Source organism: Pirellulales bacterium, from assembly GCA_035499655.1.
Classification (GTDB): Bacteria; Planctomycetota; Planctomycetia; order Pirellulales; family JADZDJ01; genus DATJYL01.
On sequence record DATJYL010000179.1, the window covers coordinates 23370 to 43771 of the forward strand.

Annotated in this window: 14 protein-coding genes; 4 read left to right on the forward strand and 10 right to left on the reverse strand. The window is 57.6% G+C overall.

All coding sequences use genetic code 11. The features are described from left to right. Positions 1-15: 15 nt before the first annotated feature. The 4 genes from VMJ32_12590 to VMJ32_12605 all read right to left on the reverse strand — a co-directional run bounded on the left by VMJ32_12590 (position 16) and on the right by VMJ32_12605 (position 7106). Positions 16-3645, reverse strand: a complete 3630-nt coding sequence (locus tag VMJ32_12590; GenBank protein ID HTQ39858.1) for a multidrug efflux RND transporter permease subunit — start codon at positions 3643-3645, stop codon at positions 16-18. Between the two features lie 94 nt (positions 3646-3739). Then, positions 3740-4924, reverse strand: coding sequence for an efflux RND transporter periplasmic adaptor subunit (locus VMJ32_12595; protein ID HTQ39859.1), 1185 nt, complete (start codon positions 4922-4924; stop codon positions 3740-3742). A gap of 56 nt (positions 4925-4980) precedes the next feature. After that, entirely contained in the window at positions 4981-5658 is a 678-nt protein-coding gene (locus tag VMJ32_12600) for a TetR/AcrR family transcriptional regulator (GenBank protein HTQ39860.1), read from the reverse strand. 344 nt (positions 5659-6002) lie between these two features. Then, complete coding sequence (locus VMJ32_12605; protein HTQ39861.1) at positions 6003-7106, reverse strand: hypothetical protein; 1104 nt, start codon at positions 7104-7106, stop codon at positions 6003-6005. Positions 7107-7319: 213 nt separating this feature from the next. Here VMJ32_12605 and VMJ32_12610 point away from each other — a divergent pair, with 213 nt between their 5' ends. Together VMJ32_12610 and ptsP are read left to right on the forward strand one after the other, a co-directional pair. Then, the gene (locus VMJ32_12610) at positions 7320-10061 is read left to right on the forward strand and encodes a hypothetical protein (GenBank protein HTQ39862.1); all 2742 of its coding nucleotides are present in this window, start codon (positions 7320-7322) and stop codon (positions 10059-10061) included. 66 nt (positions 10062-10127) lie between these two features. Then, on the forward strand, positions 10128-11882 hold the full coding sequence (ptsP, locus tag VMJ32_12615) for a phosphoenolpyruvate--protein phosphotransferase (GenBank protein HTQ39863.1): 1755 nt from the start codon (positions 10128-10130) through the stop codon (positions 11880-11882). 126 nt (positions 11883-12008) lie between these two features. Here ptsP and VMJ32_12620 read toward each other — a convergent pair whose 3' ends face one another. After that, positions 12009-12998, reverse strand: coding sequence for a hypothetical protein (locus tag VMJ32_12620; GenBank protein ID HTQ39864.1), 990 nt, complete (start codon positions 12996-12998; stop codon positions 12009-12011). A gap of 459 nt (positions 12999-13457) precedes the next feature. Here VMJ32_12620 and VMJ32_12625 point away from each other — a divergent pair, with 459 nt between their 5' ends. Continuing rightward, on the forward strand, positions 13458-13775 hold the full coding sequence (locus VMJ32_12625; protein ID HTQ39865.1) for a hypothetical protein: 318 nt from the start codon (positions 13458-13460) through the stop codon (positions 13773-13775). Here VMJ32_12625 and VMJ32_12630 read toward each other — a convergent pair. The 4 genes from VMJ32_12630 to VMJ32_12645 form a co-directional block, all read right to left on the reverse strand. Further along, positions 13772-14485 carry a hypothetical protein gene (locus VMJ32_12630; GenBank protein ID HTQ39866.1) on the reverse strand — a complete coding sequence of 238 codons (714 nt, stop codon included), beginning with the start codon at positions 14483-14485 and terminating at the stop codon, positions 13772-13774. The genes VMJ32_12625 and VMJ32_12630 overlap by 4 nt on opposite strands. Positions 14486-14521: 36 nt before the next feature. Next, positions 14522-14977 carry a hypothetical protein gene (locus tag VMJ32_12635; protein HTQ39867.1) on the reverse strand — a complete coding sequence of 152 codons (456 nt, stop codon included), beginning with the start codon at positions 14975-14977 and terminating at the stop codon, positions 14522-14524. Between the two features lie 29 nt (positions 14978-15006). After that, complete coding sequence (locus tag VMJ32_12640) at positions 15007-16344, reverse strand: DUF3592 domain-containing protein (protein HTQ39868.1); 1338 nt, start codon at positions 16342-16344, stop codon at positions 15007-15009. A 190-nt stretch (positions 16345-16534) separates the two neighbouring features. Further along, positions 16535-16816: a DNA-directed RNA polymerase subunit alpha C-terminal domain-containing protein gene (locus tag VMJ32_12645; GenBank protein HTQ39869.1), complete on the reverse strand. Its 282-nt coding sequence runs from the start codon at positions 16814-16816 to the stop codon at positions 16535-16537. Between the two features lie 343 nt (positions 16817-17159). On the opposite strand from VMJ32_12645, the gene VMJ32_12650 reads away from it, so the two are divergent. Then, positions 17160-19511, forward strand: coding sequence for a UvrD-helicase domain-containing protein (locus VMJ32_12650; protein HTQ39870.1), 2352 nt, complete (start codon positions 17160-17162; stop codon positions 19509-19511). A gap of 56 nt (positions 19512-19567) precedes the next feature. Here VMJ32_12650 and VMJ32_12655 read toward each other — a convergent pair whose 3' ends face one another. Then, complete coding sequence (locus VMJ32_12655) at positions 19568-20353, reverse strand: hypothetical protein (GenBank protein HTQ39871.1); 786 nt, start codon at positions 20351-20353, stop codon at positions 19568-19570. Between the last annotated feature and the right edge of the window lie 49 nt (positions 20354-20402).

Below are 20402 nucleotides of genomic sequence, written 5' to 3' on the forward strand. Positions count from 1 at the left end.
TTCAGGGTTCTGTATTCAGGGTTCAGGGTTCAGCAATTCGGTTCTGCGCTCTACAGCGGGGCTGATCCCACGCTTGCGGTTTAGCACCAAAGAATCCGTGATCGAAGGCTCGGACACCGGTTTTGGAATTTCAGCCGCATCAACGTGTGTGTTAGCCAGCCCATTTCCATTGGAAGCAACGACAGCGGTGGTATTGGCAACGACCGTGTCGGCCGATGACCTTCGGACCACCGGCTTTGCTGCCCTGCGAACCCGTACCCGGTGTGCATACTCCCGCACCGGCCGCAAGCTGACAATGTTGATCGACCACCGACCGACAAACCGCGCCAACCACGATGCAAACAGCGGCGTGCCGCCTAGCCAATCGATGGTCGAGAAAAACACCGGTGTCAAAAATATGCCAAACACCGTCACGCCCAGCATGCCGCTGAATACCGCGGTGCCCAGCGTGCGCCGCATTTCCGCGCCGGCGCCGGTGGCCAACATCAGCGGCAGCACGCCTAAAATAAACGCCAGCGAAGTCATAATGATGGGCCGCAACCGCAAATGGCACGCTTCCAACGTGGCCTGACGGCGCGATTCCCCTTCTTCCCGTCGATGCTTGGCGAATTCCACAATCAAAATCGCGTTTTTGCTGGCCAATCCCACCAGCACCACAAAGCCGATGCGCGTGAAAATATTGATGTCCATCGCCGCCATCCGCACCCCAACAATGGCGCTGAGCAGGCACATCGGCACGACCAGAATCACCGCCATCGGCAGCGACCAACTTTCGTATTGCGCCGCCAGCACCAAAAACACCATCACCACCGCCAGCCCGAAAATCACCATCGCCGTGTTTCCGGCCAGCAATTCCAAATAGGCCATGTCGGTCCATTCGAAGGTCATCGACGGCGGCAATACGTCCTTCGCCGTCTTCGCCATCATTTCAATGGCATCCGCCGAACTGACCCCCGGCAAGCCTGTGCCGTTGACAGGCGCCGACGGGTAGCTATTGTAGCGCGAGATAAGCAGCGGCCCGTTCACTTGCTGAATGCTCGCCAGCGAACCCAGCGGCACCATGTCGCCGGAGTGGCTGCGAACTTCCAGCCGCGGCAGGTCTTCAATGCGGTCGCGGAATTGCGGCTCCGCTTGCACAATTACTTCCCACGTGCGCCCGAACAAATTGAAATCGTTGACGTACAAAGAGCCCTGGTAAATTTGCAACGTGTCGGCAAAATCTCGCAGCGTAACCCCCTTTTCCATGCACTCGTGGATGTCCGGCTCAATTTTTAGCTGCGGCACGTTCGCCCGGAACGGGGAAGGAAAAACCATGATTTTCCCAGGGTTCTGCTGCGACGCCGCCGCGACCAAATTTTCGGTTTGTTCCTGCAACTTATTCGGACCTAAATCCCCGCGGTCTTCCACCATCAGCATGAACCCGCCGGCCCGCCCCACGCCGCGCACCGGTGGCGGCGGAAACACCATTACTTGGGCGTCGTAAATTTTGGCGGCGAATTGCTGCGTCAACGAAGCGATGATTCGATCGCTCGATAAACTCGGATCGCGCCGCTCCGAATAATCCTGCAACCCGATAAATACCGAGCCGAAGTTCGAGCCAAACGCGCTCAGCACGAACGACATGCCGGTGATCGCCGATGCATGTTTCACGCCCGGCGTATGCTGCGCGATGTCACTGAGCTGGGCCATCACTTTTTCGCTGCGCTCCATTGAAGCCGAATCTGGCAACTGCACGTTGCACAGCAAGTAACCCATGTCTTGGCCGGGAATAAATCCCTTGGGCGTGTGTTCCAAATCTTGGTACGTCAAATACAGCAGCCCGCCATAAAGCAATAACACGACCGGCGTGACATACAGCATCAGCCCGACGATCCAGGTGTATCCAATGCTTAGGCCGTTGAAGAATAGATTGAATCCGGCAAACAACAGCGCCAGCAGCCGGTTCAGCGGCCAACTGACAATGCCGCCTCCCACGGCCCCTAATGCCGCGGCAATATACGGCATCATTTCCGGTCCCACGCCATGCGATTGCAACCAGCCCGACAGATGCGGCGTCAAATACTCCCACCCAGCCCAGCCGCCTGCAATGACAAACGCCGGCCACGGCAGCGGCGGTGTGGTATGTTTGCGTTTCTTGTCAATCGGCTTGAGCAGCAGTGCCGCCAGCGCCGGACTAAGCGTGAGCGAATTAAACGCCGAAATCACCGTCGATACTGAAATCGTCAGCGCAAATTGCCGGAAGAATTGTCCTGTGATGCCGCTAATGAAAGCGCAAGGCACAAACACGGCGCTCAGCACCAGCCCCACGGCAATCACCGGCCCAGAGACCTGATCCATCGCCTTAATGGTCGCCTCGCGCGGCGGCAGGCCCGTTTCAATGTGATGCTCCACCGCCTCGACCACCACGATGGCATCGTCCACCACAATGCCAATCGCCAGCACCAATCCAAACAGCGTTAGGTTATTTAAGCTGAATCCCAGCGCGGCCATGGCGACAAACGTGCCGATAATCGCCACCGGCACGGCCACCATAGGAATCAGCGACGACCGCCAGTTTCGCAAAAATATCAGCACCACCACCGCCACCAAGGCCACGGCGTCGCGCAAAGTTTTAAACACCTCGTTGATCGATTCCCGCGTGTACGGCGTGGTGTCGAACGCAACTTCCCACTTCACCCCTTCCGGAAAACTCCTTTCCAGGTCGTGCATTTTCGAAATCACCTGGTCGTACGTTTCGAGCGCATTGGCGTCCGGCAATTGAAAAATCGCCAAAAACACGGTCGGCTTGCCGTCCAGCTTCACGTCGACGTCTTCGTTCTTCGAGCCCAACTGCACACGACCAATGTCTTTAATGCGGACGTTATCTCCGCGGCCGTCGGTTTTTATAATAATGTTTTCGAACTGCTCGACGTCGCTCAGCCGCCCCAGCGTACTCATCGTGATTTCAAAATCTTGCTTGCTTTGCACCGGCGGCGCGCCAATCATGCCGGTGGCCACTTGCTGGTTCTGCTCGTGAATGGCACGCACCACGTCGCCGGCGCTTAAGTTTCGGGCGGCCAGCTTGTTCGGATCGACCCAAATCCGCATGCTGTAATCGCGTTCGCCGAACAGCTTCACGTCGCTAATGCCGTCCAGCCGCGACAGCTCGTCACGAATTTGCATTAAAGCGAAATTGCTGAGATACAATTGGTCGTACCGCTGTTCGTCCGTCGTCGTGATGGCCAAGCCCACCAGAATATCGGGAGATTGCTTTTTCACCGTCACGCCCGTTTGCCGAATGACGTCGGGCAGCGACGGCAGCGCCAAATTGACGCGGTTTTGCACCAACACCTGGGCCATGTTCAAATCGATGCCGTGCCGAAACGTCACCGTCAACGTGTAAGAACCGTCGTTGGTGCTGTTGGACGACATGTAGTACATGCCTTCCACGCCGTCGACTTGCTCTTCGATGGGAGCCGCCACCGAAGTCGAAACATCCAGCGCGCTGGCGCCCGGATAATTGCATGTGACCTGAATGGTCGGCGGCGTGATTGTCGGAAATTGCGCAATCGGCAAATGGAACAAACTGATGGCGCCGGCCAGCGTGATCACAATGGATAGCACCGAGGCGAAAATCGGCCGGTCGATAAAAAATCGAGAAATCAAGTTCGCCTCGCTGGTCTGACTCAGAAATCAGCAACGAACCACGGCGATCAATACAAACTGCTACGGGTAATCGCTAATTGCTAACCGCTGGCTTCTAATTGCTCGCCGTCGATGTCACCATCTTCGGTTCCACGACCACGCCTGGCCGCACGCGCTGCAATCCGCTCACCACCACGCGCTCGCCAGCGGAAATGCCCTTCAATATGACACGCTGGGTTCCCTGCAAGCGGCCAATTTCCACCGGCCGGTACACTATTTTGTTTTGATCGTCCACCACGTAAATGAATTTTTTATCCTGATCGGACCCCAACGCCTGCTCCGGAATCGTCAGCGCCTGATACGGCTCACCGAGCGGTAGCCGAATGCGCGCATACAATCCCGGCAAAATCGCCCGCTTGGAATTCGGAAACTCGCCGCGCACTTCCAAGGTTCCCGTGCCCGTATCCAGATGGTTGTCGATGAAGCTCACATTCCCCGGGTGCGGAAAACCATCTTCATTCACTAAACCCATCAGGACCGCAACCTGTCCTTTTTCGTTGGTTTTCACCATCCCTTTGGCAACGTAGGAATGAACCTTCACCAGCAATCGTTCATCCACGCCGAAGGTGGCGTAAATGGGGTCCAAGGCCACGATCGTCGTCAATACCGTGTCATCCGCTTTCACCAGGTTGCCTTGATCGTACATCGTGCGGCTCAATCGGCCGCTAATCGGCGCCGTAATCTTGGTGTAACTCAAATTCAGTTTCGCCAAATCCAAACTCGCTTTGGCCACACCCACGGCAGCGTCAGCTTCCGACTGGTCGCCAATCACCTGATCGTATTGCTCCTGGCTGATGGTGTGGTTGGGCAACATCAGCTTAGCCCGCTGCATGTCTAAATTCAGCCGATTCAAATGCGCCTCAGCCTGCGAAACGTTGCTTTGCGCGCGATCGACTTCCGCCTGATACGGCCGCGGATCGATTTCGTACAATAAATCCCCTTCCTTCACGTCCGCCCCTTCCGTGAAATAAATCTTGTCCAAATACCCCGTCACACGCGGCCGAATATCAATCGTCGGCTTGGCCATCGTGCGGCCTGTGAAGTCTTCATACTCAGTCACCTCCGAAGTCGTTGGCATACTGACCAACACTTCCGGCGGCTTGGGTGACGGTTGTCCCGGCGCTCCGCCTCCTGCGGGCCCGCCAGCGGCCGCTCCCGGCGCCCCGTTGCCTTGCGAAGGCATAATTTTATCACACCCGGCCAGCACAAAGCCGGCCAGTGTAAAACCGCTAACAAACATTAGCAATCGTTTGTGATTTCCCAAAGCAAACACGTCTTGGTTCTCGAAAGTTGTGATTAATTTTTAAGCTCTGCGCACAATCCGCGCCGCTTGAGTTCCCGCGGGGAAAGAATTCCGCGGAACACCACGTCGATAATGTTGTCCGCCTCCACATCCACCGAGATGGGCCGCCCGCTGAAATAATTCATAAAAATCGTCCCGTACAGCAAACTCCCCAGCACGTCGGTAATGCGTTCGGCCGGAATCTTGCGTACTCGATCTTGTGCCATCAGGTCTCGGTAAAACGCCTGCCAGCGCTCCGCATTCATCGCCCGATGTTCGATGAACGTGGGCCGCGTGCGATCCTTGAACAAAGCACGCTCTTGAATCAGCAATTCCACGAAGCCGGGGTTCTCGGCAAAAAACGCGAGAAACTCCCGCACACCAATGATCAACTGTTCCAGCGGATCTTCAATTTGCACCATCCGCGCATCAATCCGCTGACACAGCATCCGCATCACTCGGTCGGCCGCCGCTAAAAAAAGTTCGCGCTTGCTGGGAAAGTGCCGATACACCGTCCCCTTTCCCACGCCCACCGTTTCCGCTAGCAGCGTCGTGTCGGTCTTGTCGTAACCGCGCTCGGCAAACAGCCGAGCAGCCTGGGTTAGAATCTCCTCGCAACGCGCCGCACATTGCGGATCATCAACAGCGCGTTTCGACGAACTTTTCCCGGTCGTTTTTGCCGGCATTGCCATGTAAGCCATCCCACACTTTAGAGCGGACTGACTGGTCAGTCAGCTTACAATTATCCACACTTTCGGTTGCCAAGTCAATCGAATTTGCTGCCTTTCCCCGCAAGCGTAGATAGGATCGCCTGAAAGACACAACTGGTGTCGGAAAAATCATTTACGTCGATGCCGCGAGTCGGAGCCGCTGAAATGATTTCGGAAAGCCGACATGCGATCGAGGCCGGTTGTAATGTAGCGCCAGCGGAGTTGGCAGCAATTCGGGCCACGCGCACTGCTGTCAACGATTTTTTAGAAAAGATTTTCGGCCAATGAAAGCCACGCCCGGAAGGATGTGTGGCTGATGGCCAGCTCTAGAAGTACACGCCCGTTTTCAGACCCACGGTGTACATCGTCGAGTTCGGCTGAAGCCAGCCGTCCGAAATGGCCGATTGCGCCCAGCTCATCACTTCAAAAAACGCCCCCACAAACAACCGCTTTCCGCGCACTCCGGCTTCGGCCTCCGCCTCCAGCCCAGGCTTCGGATACAGCGTCACTGATGGAATTACATCGGCATTTTGCAAAGTGAAGGCCGTCAGTCCAATGCGTCCCGCGGCGTACCATTCCAAATCGGCCTGCGGATTGTGCCGCGTTTCGATTCCCAAATACGGATAAAGGGTCCACCACGTCTCCTGATAACCCAAAACAAAGCTCCCCTCTTCCGTAAAAGCGTTCGGTAACACGCGATACCAAAGGCGGCTGCCCAAGCCCACGTAAAAGTCGATTCGCGGAAGCGTTTCCGGTTCAAACAAATATTCGTATTCGACCCGGCCACCCAGGTAATTGGTGTGTGACGAAAGCGGCTCGATGTCGCCGCCGCCAAAATCGACGTCCGAGCCCGAATGTACCTGACTGCCGAAAAACTCCGCCCGAAATCGATTGTGTTCCGCGCGCCATTGATAACCCACCGTATATAGCGGCCCTTCTTCCGTCTCAAAATTCGCCCCATCGACGGTCTCGTTCCAATGAAAATATTCGATCTTCGTATACCAAGACGATTCGAGCCCGCATCCCGCCGGACATGTCATGGGCGTCGGACAAACCGTCGGCGGCACATAATCAATCGCCGGCTGTTGGGTCGCCCACGTCGGATTAGAATACGGCGCTGGAACCTGCGCTACGACAACCGGCACGGGCACAAGCGCTGGACCGGGCGCAGGACTGGACAGTGCAGCAATCGGCGGCACTGGATTGGAAGTCGCTGGATTAGGCAACGCGACGATTTCCGGCCCGGCGGGCCCTTGCGTCTGCGCTGGCTCATCGAGCAGTCGAAATGTATCCGCGGAATTCGGCGTCCCGTACCCGGCGTAATCAAACGCCAACACAGGAGCGCAAAGTATGGCTGCAACGGCAACCAAAACGGCCGCGATTCGGGCAACCTGTACTACACCGGCACGAATGTGCGAAGAGATGTTCATAAGGGCCGCGTACCGTACCTCGTCCGCGATCCAAGTGCGACCCCAATTTAGGGGTCGCTGCTAGCTATTCACACTGCTAGCGTCTTGCACTCTAATGACGTTTGATTTTGCGCACCGCAGATTCTTTCCACACTATCATTTTTGTTCGCAATCCCACTCATGCGCTTTCGTCTTCTCAGACTCATGCTTGTTGCACTGTCATCACCAGCATGGATGACTTGGCTTACCTGCGCCGGCTGCCAAAAAAGCCCGTCTGCTGCCGAGCCGCTGGTCACCGGCAAAACCATTACTCCTCGGCTTAGCATGCAGCAAAATGTCGGCAACCTGCCCATGAACATCGCGCTCAGTCCCGACGGCCTGTATGCCGTCACCACCGACATGGGCAACCGCCAGGCACTATGGTCCATTCGCACCACCGATGGCGTCGGTGTCTCGCACGTCGATTTTCAAAACAAGCGTAAATCGGCCAAATCGGCTGACAAAAAAGGCGAAAGCGGCGAAGCTGCGGAAGAAGAAACTCCCTCCGGCTCCCCCTATTCCATCGGCTTGTACTATGGCCTGGCATTTTCGAAAGATGGCCTGCTGTACGCCGCCCAAGGCGGACACGACAGCATCGCAGTTCTGTCGCTCGCCGCTGACGGCCAATTGAAACTGCTCGATTCCATCGCGACCAAGCCCAAAGATTTTCCCGCCGGGTTGGCGATCGACAACCGCGGCTGGTTATACGTCGGCAACAATGCTTCCGGCGGCGGCAATCCACTGAAGCTTACCGCCAGCATGGCCGTGTACGATCCAGCGAGCCATAGCGAGCTAGGCCGCTACACCTTTTCCGAAAGTTACGGGGGCACGTCGAATTTTCCGCTGGCCCTGGCCGTGCAGCGCGATGGCGGCAAAACCTACGTCGCCGCGGAGCGCGACGATTGCGTCTACGTACTCGGCACCACCAACCCAGCGCAAATCAAACAAATCGCCCGCGTCCCCACCGGCGCCCATCCCGACTCGGTGCTGCTTACTCAAAACGGCGATCGCTTGTTCGTCGCCAACTCGCTGGGCGATACCATTTCCATCCTCGACACCGCCGCCAACCGCGTCACAAACACCATCCTGCTTCGCCCCGCTTTGGTCCGCGATCTCCCCGGCGCAACACCCACGGGCATGGCTCTTTCGCTTGACGAAAAACAACTTTACGTTGCTCTGGGCGATATGAACGCAGTCGCCGTCATCGATGTGCCCGCCGCCAAAGTGCTCGGCTTCATTCCGGCCGGCTGGTATCCGACGGCGGTGGCTATGACCGCACCGGGCCAACTGCTGGTCGTCAACGCCAAGGGCACAAAACTTCGCAGCCCCGATAACATGCCCGATCCCTACGATTCCAAGCGCAAGCACGCCTACATCGGCAGCCTTCTAAACGGAATCGTAGGGCTGGTCAGCATCCCCACCGGCGACGATTTGGATTCCGCCACGCAACAAGTGCTGAAAAACAATCGCCTCGACAACTTCACCCCCGCGGGCGAAAACCCGTTGGCCGGCATCGGCCTGGCTGCCGGAAAAATCAAGCATGTCATTTACATCATCAAGGAAAACCGCACGTACGACGAAGTGCTGGGCGATCTACCGCAAGGCAATGGCGATCCTTCTTTAGTATTGTTCGGCCGCGAGGTCACTCCCAATCAGCACGCACTGGCTGAGCGGTTTGTACTGCTCGATAGCCTCTACGCCTGCGGCGAAGTCAGCGGCGACGGCTGGTGTTGGAGCACCCAAGGCATGGCCGATGCCTACGTCGTCCGCAATGTGCCCTACGCCTATTCCGACCGGGGCCGCAAGTTCGATTTCGAGGGGGAAAATAACGGCTATCCCACCGGCGGCGTGCCCGGAAAAGACGAAGCCGGTCAACCGCTCTCCGCCGAAAAATCTCCCTTTCGCGCCGGCGTGCCGCCGGTGCCCGACGTCGCCAATACCGGACGCAACATTTGGGATGCCGCCCGCGAGGCCGGCCTTTCGCTGCGCAATTATGGCTTCTTCCTCTACTTTGCCGACGGCACCGTCGGCCTCCGCGGTGGACCCGATAATTATCCCGTCTCGCCCGGTTTGCAGCCCCCCGGGCACAATCTGGCGGGCATTACCGATGCCGATTTCCGCCGCTTCGATTTAGATTATCCCGACAGCGACGCCCCGCAGACGGTGTTCCAGCAAAGCGGCGAAAGCAACGCGCTGTTTAACGAGACCACGTATGGCAAATACGAAATGCCCAGCCGCTTTGCCGAATGGAATCGCGAATTTCAAATGATGCTGGCCAAAAACCCCGCCGGCGCAGCTGTGCCCGCGCTCACTTTGGTTCGCCTGGGGGTCGATCACACTTCAGCGGCCTCGGCCGGCAAGCACACTCCCCGCTCTTGCGTGGCCGATAACGATTACGCCGTCGGCCAATTGGTCGAGGCCGTCAGTCACAGCCCCATTTGGAATAGCACTGCCATTTGCATCATCGAAGATGACGCTCAAAGCGGGGCCGATCACGTCGATTGCCACCGCACCACGGCATACATTGCCAGCCCCTGGATCAAAGCCCACAGCGTCGACCATCACTTTTACAACACCGACAGCCTGCTCAAAACGATGGAGTTTCTGCTGGGGCTAAAGCCCCTTTCGCAGTACGATGCCGTGGCCGATCCAATTTTAGATTGGGATGCCTCTCCCACCAACGCCGAATCGTTCCAGGCCATCATGCCCAGCGCCGAACTTATCGCCCAGCGCAATCCACGATTGCAAGATTTGGGCGCTTTCGATCCGCGGCGTGAAATGGTTGTCGCCTCGACCGCGATGGACTTCACCCACGCCGACGCCGCACCGGCAAAAAAAGTCAACGAGATTATCTGGCGCTCTATCAAAGGGATCAATTCGCCCGTTCCGCTGCCGCGCGGCATCCCCATCGGCGACGACGATGACGACGAGAAGTAGGGAATTCACTGGACGTCGGCTATGCGGCTGCTGTCCGCTGCCTCACCCAGATGCTAGATTTGTTCTATGCGAAAAGGCATTGGGGTTTCACCGGGCGTGGCCGTCGGGACGGCTTATTGCATTCACGAAATTTACGTGAATCCGAATACCCGTCGGCTGGCGGCCGCCGAAGTCCAGCCAGAATTGGCCCGCTACGAAAAAGCCCGCGATGCCACCGCCGCCGATTTACGGGCTCTGCACGCCAAAGTTTCCAGCCAGGTTGGCGCCCAACAGGCCGCCATTTTCCTGGCGCACGAATCGATTCTGCACGACCCGGCCTTCACCGAAAAAATCCGCCGCTGGATCGTCGACCAAGGGCAATCGGCCCCCGCCGCCTTGCACAACGTGCTGAACGAATACACCAGTCTCTTTGCCCGCACCAAGGACGAATACATCAAGGAGCGGCTGACCGATGTCCGCGACGTGGCCGTCCGCCTCAGCGGCCACTTGTCGGAAATGCTCCAGAAAAAAAACAAGCCCCCCGTATCCGGTCCGCTCATTCTCATCGCCGACGAACTGCTCCCATCACAAGTGGTCATGCTGGGCGATCGCGAAGTGCATGGCATCGTCACGCAGGCCGGCGGCGAAACCAGCCACGCCGCAATTTTAGCTCGCAGCCGCGGTATCCCCGCCGTTTCCGGCGTCCGCGGCATGCTCAAGCACGTGAAAAATGGCGATTTAGTCGTCGTCGACGGTCGCGAAGGCCACGTCATCGTCAATCCTGATGCCGAAACCGCTTCCGCCTATCGCAAACTGCAACGCGAGTTCTTCGATCTCAAAGATCATCTCGCCGCCAACCGGCACCAGCAGGCCATCACCGCCGACAAAATCGAGGTCGAGCTGATGGCCAACATCAACAATTTATCTGACGCCAAAGCCGCCGGCGCAATGGGTGCATCGGGCGTCGGCCTGTTCCGCACCGAGTATTTGTTCCTCACCCATCCCGACGTCCCCGACGAAGAGGAACAAACCACCGCATACAAAAAAATCATTGCCGCCAGCCCCAATCACCGCGTCACCATTCGCACACTCGATTTGGGCGGCGATAAGACCATCCCTTACCTCGGCCATGCCAGCGAAGCCAATCCTTTCCTCGGCTGGCGCTCCATCCGCCTTTCGTTCGAGCACCCTGAGTTTTTCGCCACACAAATTCGGGCCGTCCTGCGTGCCTCGGCCGGGCCCAAAAAGCACGTCCGGCTCATGTTCCCCATGATTACCACGCTGGAAGAAATTCGCAAAGTGCGCAGCATGGTCGATCGGGCCCAACGCGATTTAAGCAAGCAAGGCAAGCCTTTCGGCCGAGTTCCCATTGGACTGATGCTCGAAGTCCCCGCCGCCGCCGTCATGATCGAATCGCTGCTGGAAGTCGTCGATTTTGTTTCCATCGGCTCCAACGATTTGGTGCAGTACTTGATGGCCGCCGACCGCGACAACCCTCGCGTCAGCCACCTGTGCCAACCACTCAGCCCCGCCGTGTTGCACGTCCTGGCCAACACCATCGCCGCCTGCAATCGGGCCCATAAGCCCGTTACCTTGTGTGGCGAAATGGCCGGCCGCCCCCGCGCCGTGGTGTTGTTGTTCGGCATGGGCCTGCGCAGCTTCAGCATGAGCCCGGCGTTCATTCCCACCATCAAAGAATTGATCTCGAATCTGACGCAGACCAAAGCCGAAAGAATTTTGCAGCGTGCCTTAAAGCTCAAGACGACCGCCCAGGTGATCCGCTACATGGAAGAAAAAATCGCCGAGCTGGCCCCCAACGTCAAACTTCTCGACACCGCGTGAGTGTGACTTTCTCATCGGACAGCGGCATCACCATCACCAGAATTCCAGTCAACCAAATTTCCAATAAAAAAGCCCGGGTAAAAAACCCGGGCTTGCCGTGGGTCTGTTTGATTCTAAGTTATTATTTTACTGTCCGTTGCTGGCTTGCCAGCCGTCCATCGACGCGCCACTGTCCGTGCCCGTGGTCCAGCCGCCATTGGCAGTTTGCTGGGCATTCGGTTGATACGTGGCCTGGTGGAACACCGTGCTGCTGTCCGCTGTGTTGAAAATCGCCTGGGTGATCATGGGTGGATTCATCGGCGAGGTCGACGTGGTCCGGTCCTGCGGATCCAACAACCGCGGAGCGCTGCCGGAATTGAACTTGTCGGTATCTGGAATCGGCGTCGTCGGCATCAGCGACGAATTGACCGGCGGCGCCGCGCTGGGTTGCGCTGTGCCGCTCGGCTGGAACGTATTCGGCATGCCGCCGCTAGGTGGCGGCGCCGGCGTCGGTGTGCCCAGGGCCGGTGCGCTCATGCCCGGCGAACCCATTCCCGGTGCACTGGCCTGCACGCTGTACGATGGCTGAGCGGTATAGGCTGGGCCCGTCGCATACGCCGGGGCGGCCGCATAATTCGGCGCTGCATAAGCTGGCGCTGCATAAGCTTGTCCCGCCGCGACGGCCGGCTGGCTGTACGACACCGCTGCCGCTCCGCTGTAATACGGCGTGCTGGCGCCACAGCTTGTGCATGCCGGAGCCGCATAATTCAACTGCGTCACGACCGGCCGATAGCTGGTGTACGGCACCAGCACGGGCCGCCGCACATAGCTGGTCACCGGCTGCATCACCGTTTGCGCTCCGCCGCACGGATCGCACGTGCTCACCGGCTGGCATGAAGTGCACGGAGTGCACGTGTATTCGGTGCGGTAGCTCGTCGTCGGCACGTAGCTGATCTGCTGCGGGCAAACGGCACACGCCGGCGCAGGCGCCGGGCAAACCGGCGCGGCTTCTTTTGCCTTGAACCAATTGCAGCAGCACCAGTCGGTAAAGCAGCAAGCCTGACTCGCTCTGGTGTTCAACAGCATGGAACTGATGACCACCACCACCGACATGCCCCGGACAAATTTCTTGAACATAGTATCGCTCCGATACGCAACAGGAACCCTTATTTTGTTAAATCCGTAAGTCGACGGAATGTCAATCAGCGCACCCGCACCAGCGACCATTTGGAAGAATTTTATTCGTGGGCAACACGTCTGCATTGCACAAGGTGTGCCGATGGTGTGTTGCTTTCACTCAACTCTTCACCAACGCTAGTGCGAACCGTGCGCCGAAGCGCCACGGCGCGCAAATCTCGCGCCCACCGCTTGTCCAAGCGTAGGTTACAAAAACGCAACGTTGCAAAATGTATGAAAACATTGCAGGGTGACGTTTGCCAGCGATGACGCCGCTGTAATTGTTACAATCGTTACAAACGAAAGCTGCAAACGATAGCGACCCGCAAAGCCTGAACCCGCATCCGGCAAGCCGTGTCCTGGGCAAAGACGTGTCCTGGGCAAAGAAATGAACTGCCAATGCGTAAACTGCCTCGAACCATGCTCACTCTAAAGAAAAGAGCTGATACGCTTCGCACATTGCTTCGTCAAACCACAAGTGAGCACAAACTCAACAAAGCAGCGGCAAAGGTACGTGACGCAAGAATCCAAGTTGTGCGCGCACAAATCGGAGAGATGCCGTCAGTGAAACTAACGGTCCAGCAAAAAAGACGAATCGCAAAGCTTGACCTGCAAATTGAATCACTACAGGCCAAGACACCAACTGAAATTCTGATCGAATTCCGACGGATGGCTAAAACCGCGAAGTTAATCCAAACAGAGCTGCTACCCACTTCTCGGGGCGATGCAGCCGGCTAATTAGAAATGTGCCGGCGCTGCTCGAACAAATCGTACAGCGCAAACAATGCTTCGCGAACATTGCCCTGTTGGCTGTGGAAGGCCGTCGCCACATCTTCGTGATGAATATATCCACCGTGCGGCGGCAATACTCGCTCGACCATGTGTCGAAGCGTCGGCAAATCGGCGGCCGTGCGAAACAGCACCGGGAAATCAAAGAACTTTGAAAAAAAGATCGCAGGGAACTTGTTTCGGCGAGGCTCTCGATGCATGGTAACCAGCAATCCCCATCCGCTGCGGCGGCACGCTGTCGCCAGCCGTCGCCGTGCCCACCAACTCAGCTGTTCGTAACCATCGACAACAATCAACGCCGCCGACCGTTCTGATTCCCGCGGTCCTGTCTCCGACGATTTCTGTAAAAGAGGTAGCGTGAGCACGCCTTGCGGCAAATTTCTCTGCCCATTGTGCAGCGTGATCCACCGCACGCAGATGCCCATGCACTCGATCAAGGGAAGCAGCGTGGCCAGCAGTGTCGATTTCCCACTGCCGTGCGGACCCACAATCGCGCCGCGCCAATTTGCCCGGCGCAATTTTTCGATCAGTAATTTGGCATTTGCCTCCGGCGAAAAAATATACGGCACGGCCCCGGGCCGCACCCAGCGCGTGGCAAACGGATTGCTCATTCGTGTGGCGACTACCGTTTGTGCCTGTGTTTGCGTTTCGGCACTCATTGACTCACCACCTGCTTTATTTGCCGCCGGCTTCCATTACTCGCCACCGGCCTGGGCATCGCTCTTTTTTTCCACTGCTTCTTCAGCCTGCGGCTGGATCAGCGGCACGTTTCCAAGCTGAAACGATTTTTCCGCCACAAAATCGCGCCCCTGCCGCAAAAACGCCCGCACTCGCACACACCAACAGATTTTCACTGACAGCCCTTCATAACTCAGCGGGCTGTTGGGCAACACGGTTTGAAACCGCCGCCGCTGGTGCAAATTCAATTCGGGAACATCGGCGGCTGACCAACGTTCAAAATAATGCACGCCCAGGTCTTCATCGCCTGTTCCCTCGGTGAACCACAGCACGGAAATTTCCACCGAACTCAATTCCGCCGGCTCGACGGCATCAATTTGAAACGCTCCGGCCAGCACTTCACCAGGCTCGAACACCTGCTGGCGCTGGTCAATTTGAATGCTAATCAGCGGCTGGCTGAGCATTTTGATCATATCGCGATTCGAACTCACCCACTCACAGGTTACACGCCGACTTCGTTCCGCACGTGATCCACAGGCTCTGCCGCAACATTGCCGTTGGTCCGCGGCGGCGGATAAACCACAACCGGATAACTTCGTTCGAACGGCGGCCAGCCCTCGGCTTCGCCCCGCACCGCTAACCGCCATTGCACCTGATTATGGTCAGCCTCAAACGAATGCATGGCTCCCTCCGGCACTCGCAATTCACAACGGGTTTCGAAGTGTTCGCCCGGCAAAATTTGAAAGTCTCCGGTTCGAAACAGCCGCTGGCTGAAGACTTCCCGCCGATCGGTCCGCGTATCGGTCCCTTGCCGAAACGTGGCTTGTTCTTCGCACCGCAGCAGCACCTCCAGCGATTTCATCGACAAATGCCCCTGCTGCGAGACATACACCTGGTACGCTTGGCCCGGCACCAGCGGATGATCGGAAATCTCCATAATCGTGGGGCCCACGCCGGTGGCAATTAAAATTTCGCGGACAAAGTAATAGATCAAAAAGCCACCCACCAATAAAAACGGCAGTACCAGCAAATCGAGCCGCCAATCGAACTCTCCTTGCACATGCTTCCGCACCGCCAATACGACAAATACCGCCACCAAACCGTTCCAAATCAGGCAAGCCGCGGCGGCCCCCAGCAATCGCCACCCTTGCGATCTGCTGCTGGGCAAGCGAAATTGAAAATGCGTGCCGGGGCTGTTCGTTAAATCCGCATCGTGCGGAATGGTGGGAAAATCTTTTTCCCGCGCGCCTAGTTCTTCGAATAAGTCGATCCGCCCCAGTTGCCCGCGCGCCGCCTGATGCTCCGGCGATTTCCCCCAGTGCCACAGCGTATACGCCAACCGCCCGCCCCCAATCAGCATGAAGCCCACCGGCGCCAAGAGCAACATCCAAAACCACAAACTGTAGCCACGCACCAACACCGCCACCTCTGGGTTCAACGGATCGTACCAACAGGGATACGTTTGTCCCACCTCGAATCGATCTAACAGCGCTTCCGCATCGGCGTCGCGGCTATAAGAGCTGGCCGAAATGTCGTAGGTCCAGATGTCGTCCGGCGACTGCTCATCATGAATCTTTGCCTGCGGGACAAACAAAAGATTTCCGTCGGGATCGTGCCGATGCTCAATCCGCTTGTCGAGGACCGTGGCCGTGGTTTCCAGAAATTCGTGATTGGCGCGCCATTCCGGAATCACCTTCCGCGCCAACAGCAACACCAAAAAGGCCGTTCCCAACACAAACAACAGCGCGAAGAACAAAATCTCGCCGGCATTCCGCAGGGTTTTTGACCCGGTGCGACGATGGCCGCGCTTTTTACCGAACATCCGGAACGATCGAGCCACGTCTGTAACTGGGTTGGGGAAAAAGATGAAAGGCCGAGCGCACGAAAACGGCGCGCCGCCGGTTGAGTTTACACCCTATCCGCCGCAAAGTCAGCCTGTAGCCATTGCACGGAACCACCTGGCGACGGCCATCCGACCGCTTCACAGCACTTTCCTGCGGCTAAAACAGCCGTTTTTCCCTGTCACTCTTCTACGCCACACTGGCTTCCGGGTATCGACTGCGCCGATAAAAACCGATGCTTTCCAGCGCTTTGTAGACTTCTTCCAGCGTCTTTTCGCCGAAGTTCGAAATGCTCAGCAAATCTTCCCGGGTGCAATGCAGCAAGTCGTCCACCGTAAAGATGCCCCGCTCCTCCAGGCAATTGGTGGTCCTCACCGACAGGCCGATTTCCGCGGTGCTCATCTCCAACCGTTCGGCCAAATCGTCTTGAGGATTGCTGATCGTGTTCAGCGGAATGCGAGTCCGACTCATGGGTTCCCTCCCGTCAAGCAAGCAATAGTGTGCTGGCGCGCGACCCCACCGTGAGTTCGATTTCACGCCAGATATCAAGCGGTAAGTATAGCGATTTTTGCAATCTCGCCAACTACCTTGCCTAAATTTCCCAGAATTTTTTGTGCCCGCCATCCTTCGCTTACACTCGCGCGGCCGATGCTAGCAACCAACTCCACTACGCCGCATCGGTGCTAGCGGTATACTGATGTATGGTATGTGAGGGTTTAGGGTTCAGAAGTCAGGGTTCAGAAATTCGTGAACTGAACTGTGATCTCTTCCCTGCCTCCCAGGACCCTGAACCCTTCCCCCTGAACTCCGACGCATGAACACCGAGCAACTCACCCCTGTTCAACTCGCCGCTGTCCGGCATGTCGATGGTCCGCTGCTTATTCTGGCTGGACCCGGCAGCGGCAAAACGCGCGTGGTCACACACCGCATTGCGCATTTGCTGGAGTTGGGCATTCCCGCGCGGAACATTCTGGCGCTCACCTTCACCAACAAAGCTGCCGACGAAATGAAGCGCCGCGTGGCCCTGCTCGCCCCACTGGCCGCCGTGTGGATGAGCACCTTCCACCGCTTTTGTGCCCGCCTGCTGCGCGAATATGCCCCGCACATCGGACTGCCCGAAAACTACACCATTTACGACACGTCCGACAGCGCGCAAGCCCTGCGGCAAACGCTTGAAACTCTCGATTTAGATCTCACCCACACTACGCCGGAGCGTGTGCAATCGGCCATCAGTTGGGCGAAAAACAATCTCATCACGCCGGAACAATACGAGCCGCGCAAAGGCAGCCCCGTCGGCGCCATCGTGGCCCGCGTGTATCCGGAATATCAAAAACGGCTGCTGGAAAGCGGCGCGGTCGATTTCGACGATCTGCTGCTGCACACCGCCGTGCTGCTGCGCGAGAATCCCGAAATCCGTCGCCGCCTGGACGAACGCTACCGTTACATCCTGGTCGACGAATATCAGGACACCAACTTGGCGCAGTACACCATTGTGCGGGCGATGTCGGTCGACTATCCCAATCTGGCCGTCACCGGTGATCCCGATCAATCTATTTACGGCTGGCGCGGCGCGAACCTCAGCAACATTCTCGATTTTGAACACGATTACCCCAACGTCAAAATTGTGCGGCTGGAACAAAACTATCGCAGCACGAAACGGATTTTGCGCGTCGCCGACCGGCTCATTTCCTTCAACAAACGCCGCAAGCTGAAAACGCTGTTCACCGATAACGCCGAAGGCCGCGCGGTCCAATTGATTTTTCATCCCACGCAAAAAGACGAGGCCGAGCAAATTGCCAGCGTCATTGAAGGCGACGTTCGCGCCGGCCGCCGCCGCCCGCGCCACTTCGCCATTTTTTACCGCACCAACGCGCTCTCCCGGGCATTGGAATTTGCGCTGCGCGAATACGGCATTCCGTATCAAATGATCAACGGTCTGGAATTTTATCAGCGGAAAGAAATCAAAGACGTGCTGGCGTATTTGCACTTGCTGAACAATCCGCGCGACAGCGTGGCTTTCACCCGCATCATCAACACGCCGCCGCGCGGCATCGGCCGTGGGACCATCGCCAAACTGCAAGAATACGCCGCCGCCCGCGGTCTCACACTTCTTTCCGCCGCCCGCGAGGCCGGGTTGATCGAGGGCTTAACCAAGCGGGCCGCTGTGGCCGTGGCCAAATTCGTGGCTTTGTTCGATCATCTGGCTATTTCGGCATCCGGCGCGCCGGTGGAGGAAATCATCGGCCGCGTGCTGGCCGATTCCGGCTATCACGACTTCCTCAAAGAATCGGAAGACGATGATGACGAGGAACGGCTGGCCAACATCGAGGAATTGCTCACCGCCGCCCGCGAGTTTGACGAAACCCATCCCGACCCCGGCGCGCTGGAAGCGTTTTTGGAACAGGCGGCCCTGGTCAACGACACCGACGCTTGGGAAGTCGACGACGACCGCGTCACACTGATGACCGTCCACGCCGCCAAGGGTTTGGAATTTCCCGTCGTGTTCATCATTGCTCTGGAAGAAGGCATTTTCCCGCACGAGCGCAGCCGCAACGAGGAAGATCAGCTCGAAGAAGAACGCCGCCTGCTGTTCGTCGGCCTCACTCGCGCCCGAGAGGAACTCCATCTCAGTCGCGCTTGCTACCGGCATTACCGCGGACAATTTCGCCCCACCGTGCCCAGCGCGTTCCTCATGGAGCTGCCGCAGGAAGAACTCGACTTCCAGCAACCCAAAGCGGCGCCGCTGGGTGATGGAGGACTTGCTGACGCCGGACTATCCGAATTGCACGGCGAGCACATGCACCCCGACGACGCCATCGATTTCGATCCGCACGATTTAGAATTCCCGCCGCGCGATTCAACAGCCGGCGAAGAAACGCAGAGTGAGGGCGCCGTCTCCATTCCCACACTTCGTTTAACCACTGCCGCCGAACTCGCCGCCCGCAGCGCGGGAACAGCCGCCAGCGAATCGACTTCCGCACCGCCAGTCTCGCCGGAAGTGTTTCACCAAGGCATGGTCGTGCGCCATCCCCATTACGGCCTGGGCAAAATCGTCGCTCTCTCCGGCAGTGGCCTGAAACGTAAAGCCACCATCATGTTCGCCTCCGGCGCCGGCGAAAAGCATTTTCTGCTGGCCCACAGCCCACTCAGTCCTGCATCTTCATAAAGCCGTCCCGGCGCGCCGGGACCGGTCGCGCCGGAACTGCCGATACGCGCCGCTATCTACGGATAACTCACATCCGCCGCCGGCGCCGCCACTTTATTTCCCCACAGCTTCACTTCGGCAATGTCGCACGTGTCGTCAAAGGTCCCTACCCCAATCCGGCCCGAGGCGAACGTTTTGTCGTGCGCGGTCATCAGCGGCTTATCGGCGTCGGTGAATGGCGCATCGTCTTCGTGAAAATACGCCTCAATCAGCCCGCTGTCGGCGTCTCGCACAATCTTCAACCGATGCCAGGTTTTTTGATCGCCCCATTTCGCGCCGGCCGAAAGATGATCTTTGTCCGTAATCGCCGCTCGGTCAGCATTGTTCACGATGAATATTTGGTCCGCGTGCGGATCGCCGGTCACGGGAGCAAAATGCACGTAATAAAAATGCGACGGGTCTTGATAGCCAAACAGCAAGCATGCATCGCGGTGCGGATACTCGTGGGCTGTTTCCCGCATTTTCACTTCCAGCACGAAATCGCCGACGTTCACGTCCTTAAGCAGAGCCACGTCCCACGGACTGCGATGCGGCAACTTCTTCGTGAGATTGGTCACCTTGTCGTTGCTGAACGCCTTGCCGCCGCCGTCCAGATCGATGATTTTCCACGCTTCCGGACTGGCTGGCTGCCAGCGGTCCGCGCCGCCTGAAAATGTTTCGTCCAACAGCAGCGGCAAATTGCTTAGGGAGCCGGCCGCCTTCGCCGCCCCCTGATCCGCCGCCAATGCAAAATAGCACGACCCCGTGAATGCAATGACTGTCGCCTGCCAAAATATAACTCGGCTCAATCGAATCTCGCGCATGATGAACTCCCTCCGACTTTCACATGAACACCCCGATTATTCTGGCCAT

Coding starts and splice junctions, on each gene's coding strand:
- VMJ32_12610 (HTQ39862.1), top strand. CDS start 7,320: ATGACTTGGCTTACCTGCGCCGGCTGCCAAAAAAGCCCGTCTGCTGCC.
- VMJ32_12620 (HTQ39864.1), bottom strand. CDS start 12,998: ATGTTCAAGAAATTTGTCCGGGGCATGTCGGTGGTGGTGGTCATCAGT.
- VMJ32_12625 (HTQ39865.1), top strand. CDS start 13,458: ATGCTCACTCTAAAGAAAAGAGCTGATACGCTTCGCACATTGCTTCGT.
- VMJ32_12630 (HTQ39866.1), bottom strand. CDS start 14,485: ATGAGTGCCGAAACGCAAACACAGGCACAAACGGTAGTCGCCACACGA.
- ptsP (HTQ39863.1), top strand. CDS start 10,128: ATGCGAAAAGGCATTGGGGTTTCACCGGGCGTGGCCGTCGGGACGGCT.
- VMJ32_12650 (HTQ39870.1), top strand. CDS start 17,160: ATGAACACCGAGCAACTCACCCCTGTTCAACTCGCCGCTGTCCGGCAT.
- VMJ32_12600 (HTQ39860.1), bottom strand. CDS start 5,658: ATGGCAATGCCGGCAAAAACGACCGGGAAAAGTTCGTCGAAACGCGCT.
- VMJ32_12635 (HTQ39867.1), bottom strand. CDS start 14,977: ATGATCAAAATGCTCAGCCAGCCGCTGATTAGCATTCAAATTGACCAG.
- VMJ32_12655 (HTQ39871.1), bottom strand. CDS start 20,353: ATGCGCGAGATTCGATTGAGCCGAGTTATATTTTGGCAGGCGACAGTC.
- VMJ32_12605 (HTQ39861.1), bottom strand. CDS start 7,106: ATGAACATCTCTTCGCACATTCGTGCCGGTGTAGTACAGGTTGCCCGA.
- VMJ32_12595 (HTQ39859.1), bottom strand. CDS start 4,924: ATGTTTGTTAGCGGTTTTACACTGGCCGGCTTTGTGCTGGCCGGGTGT.
- VMJ32_12645 (HTQ39869.1), bottom strand. CDS start 16,816: ATGAGTCGGACTCGCATTCCGCTGAACACGATCAGCAATCCTCAAGAC.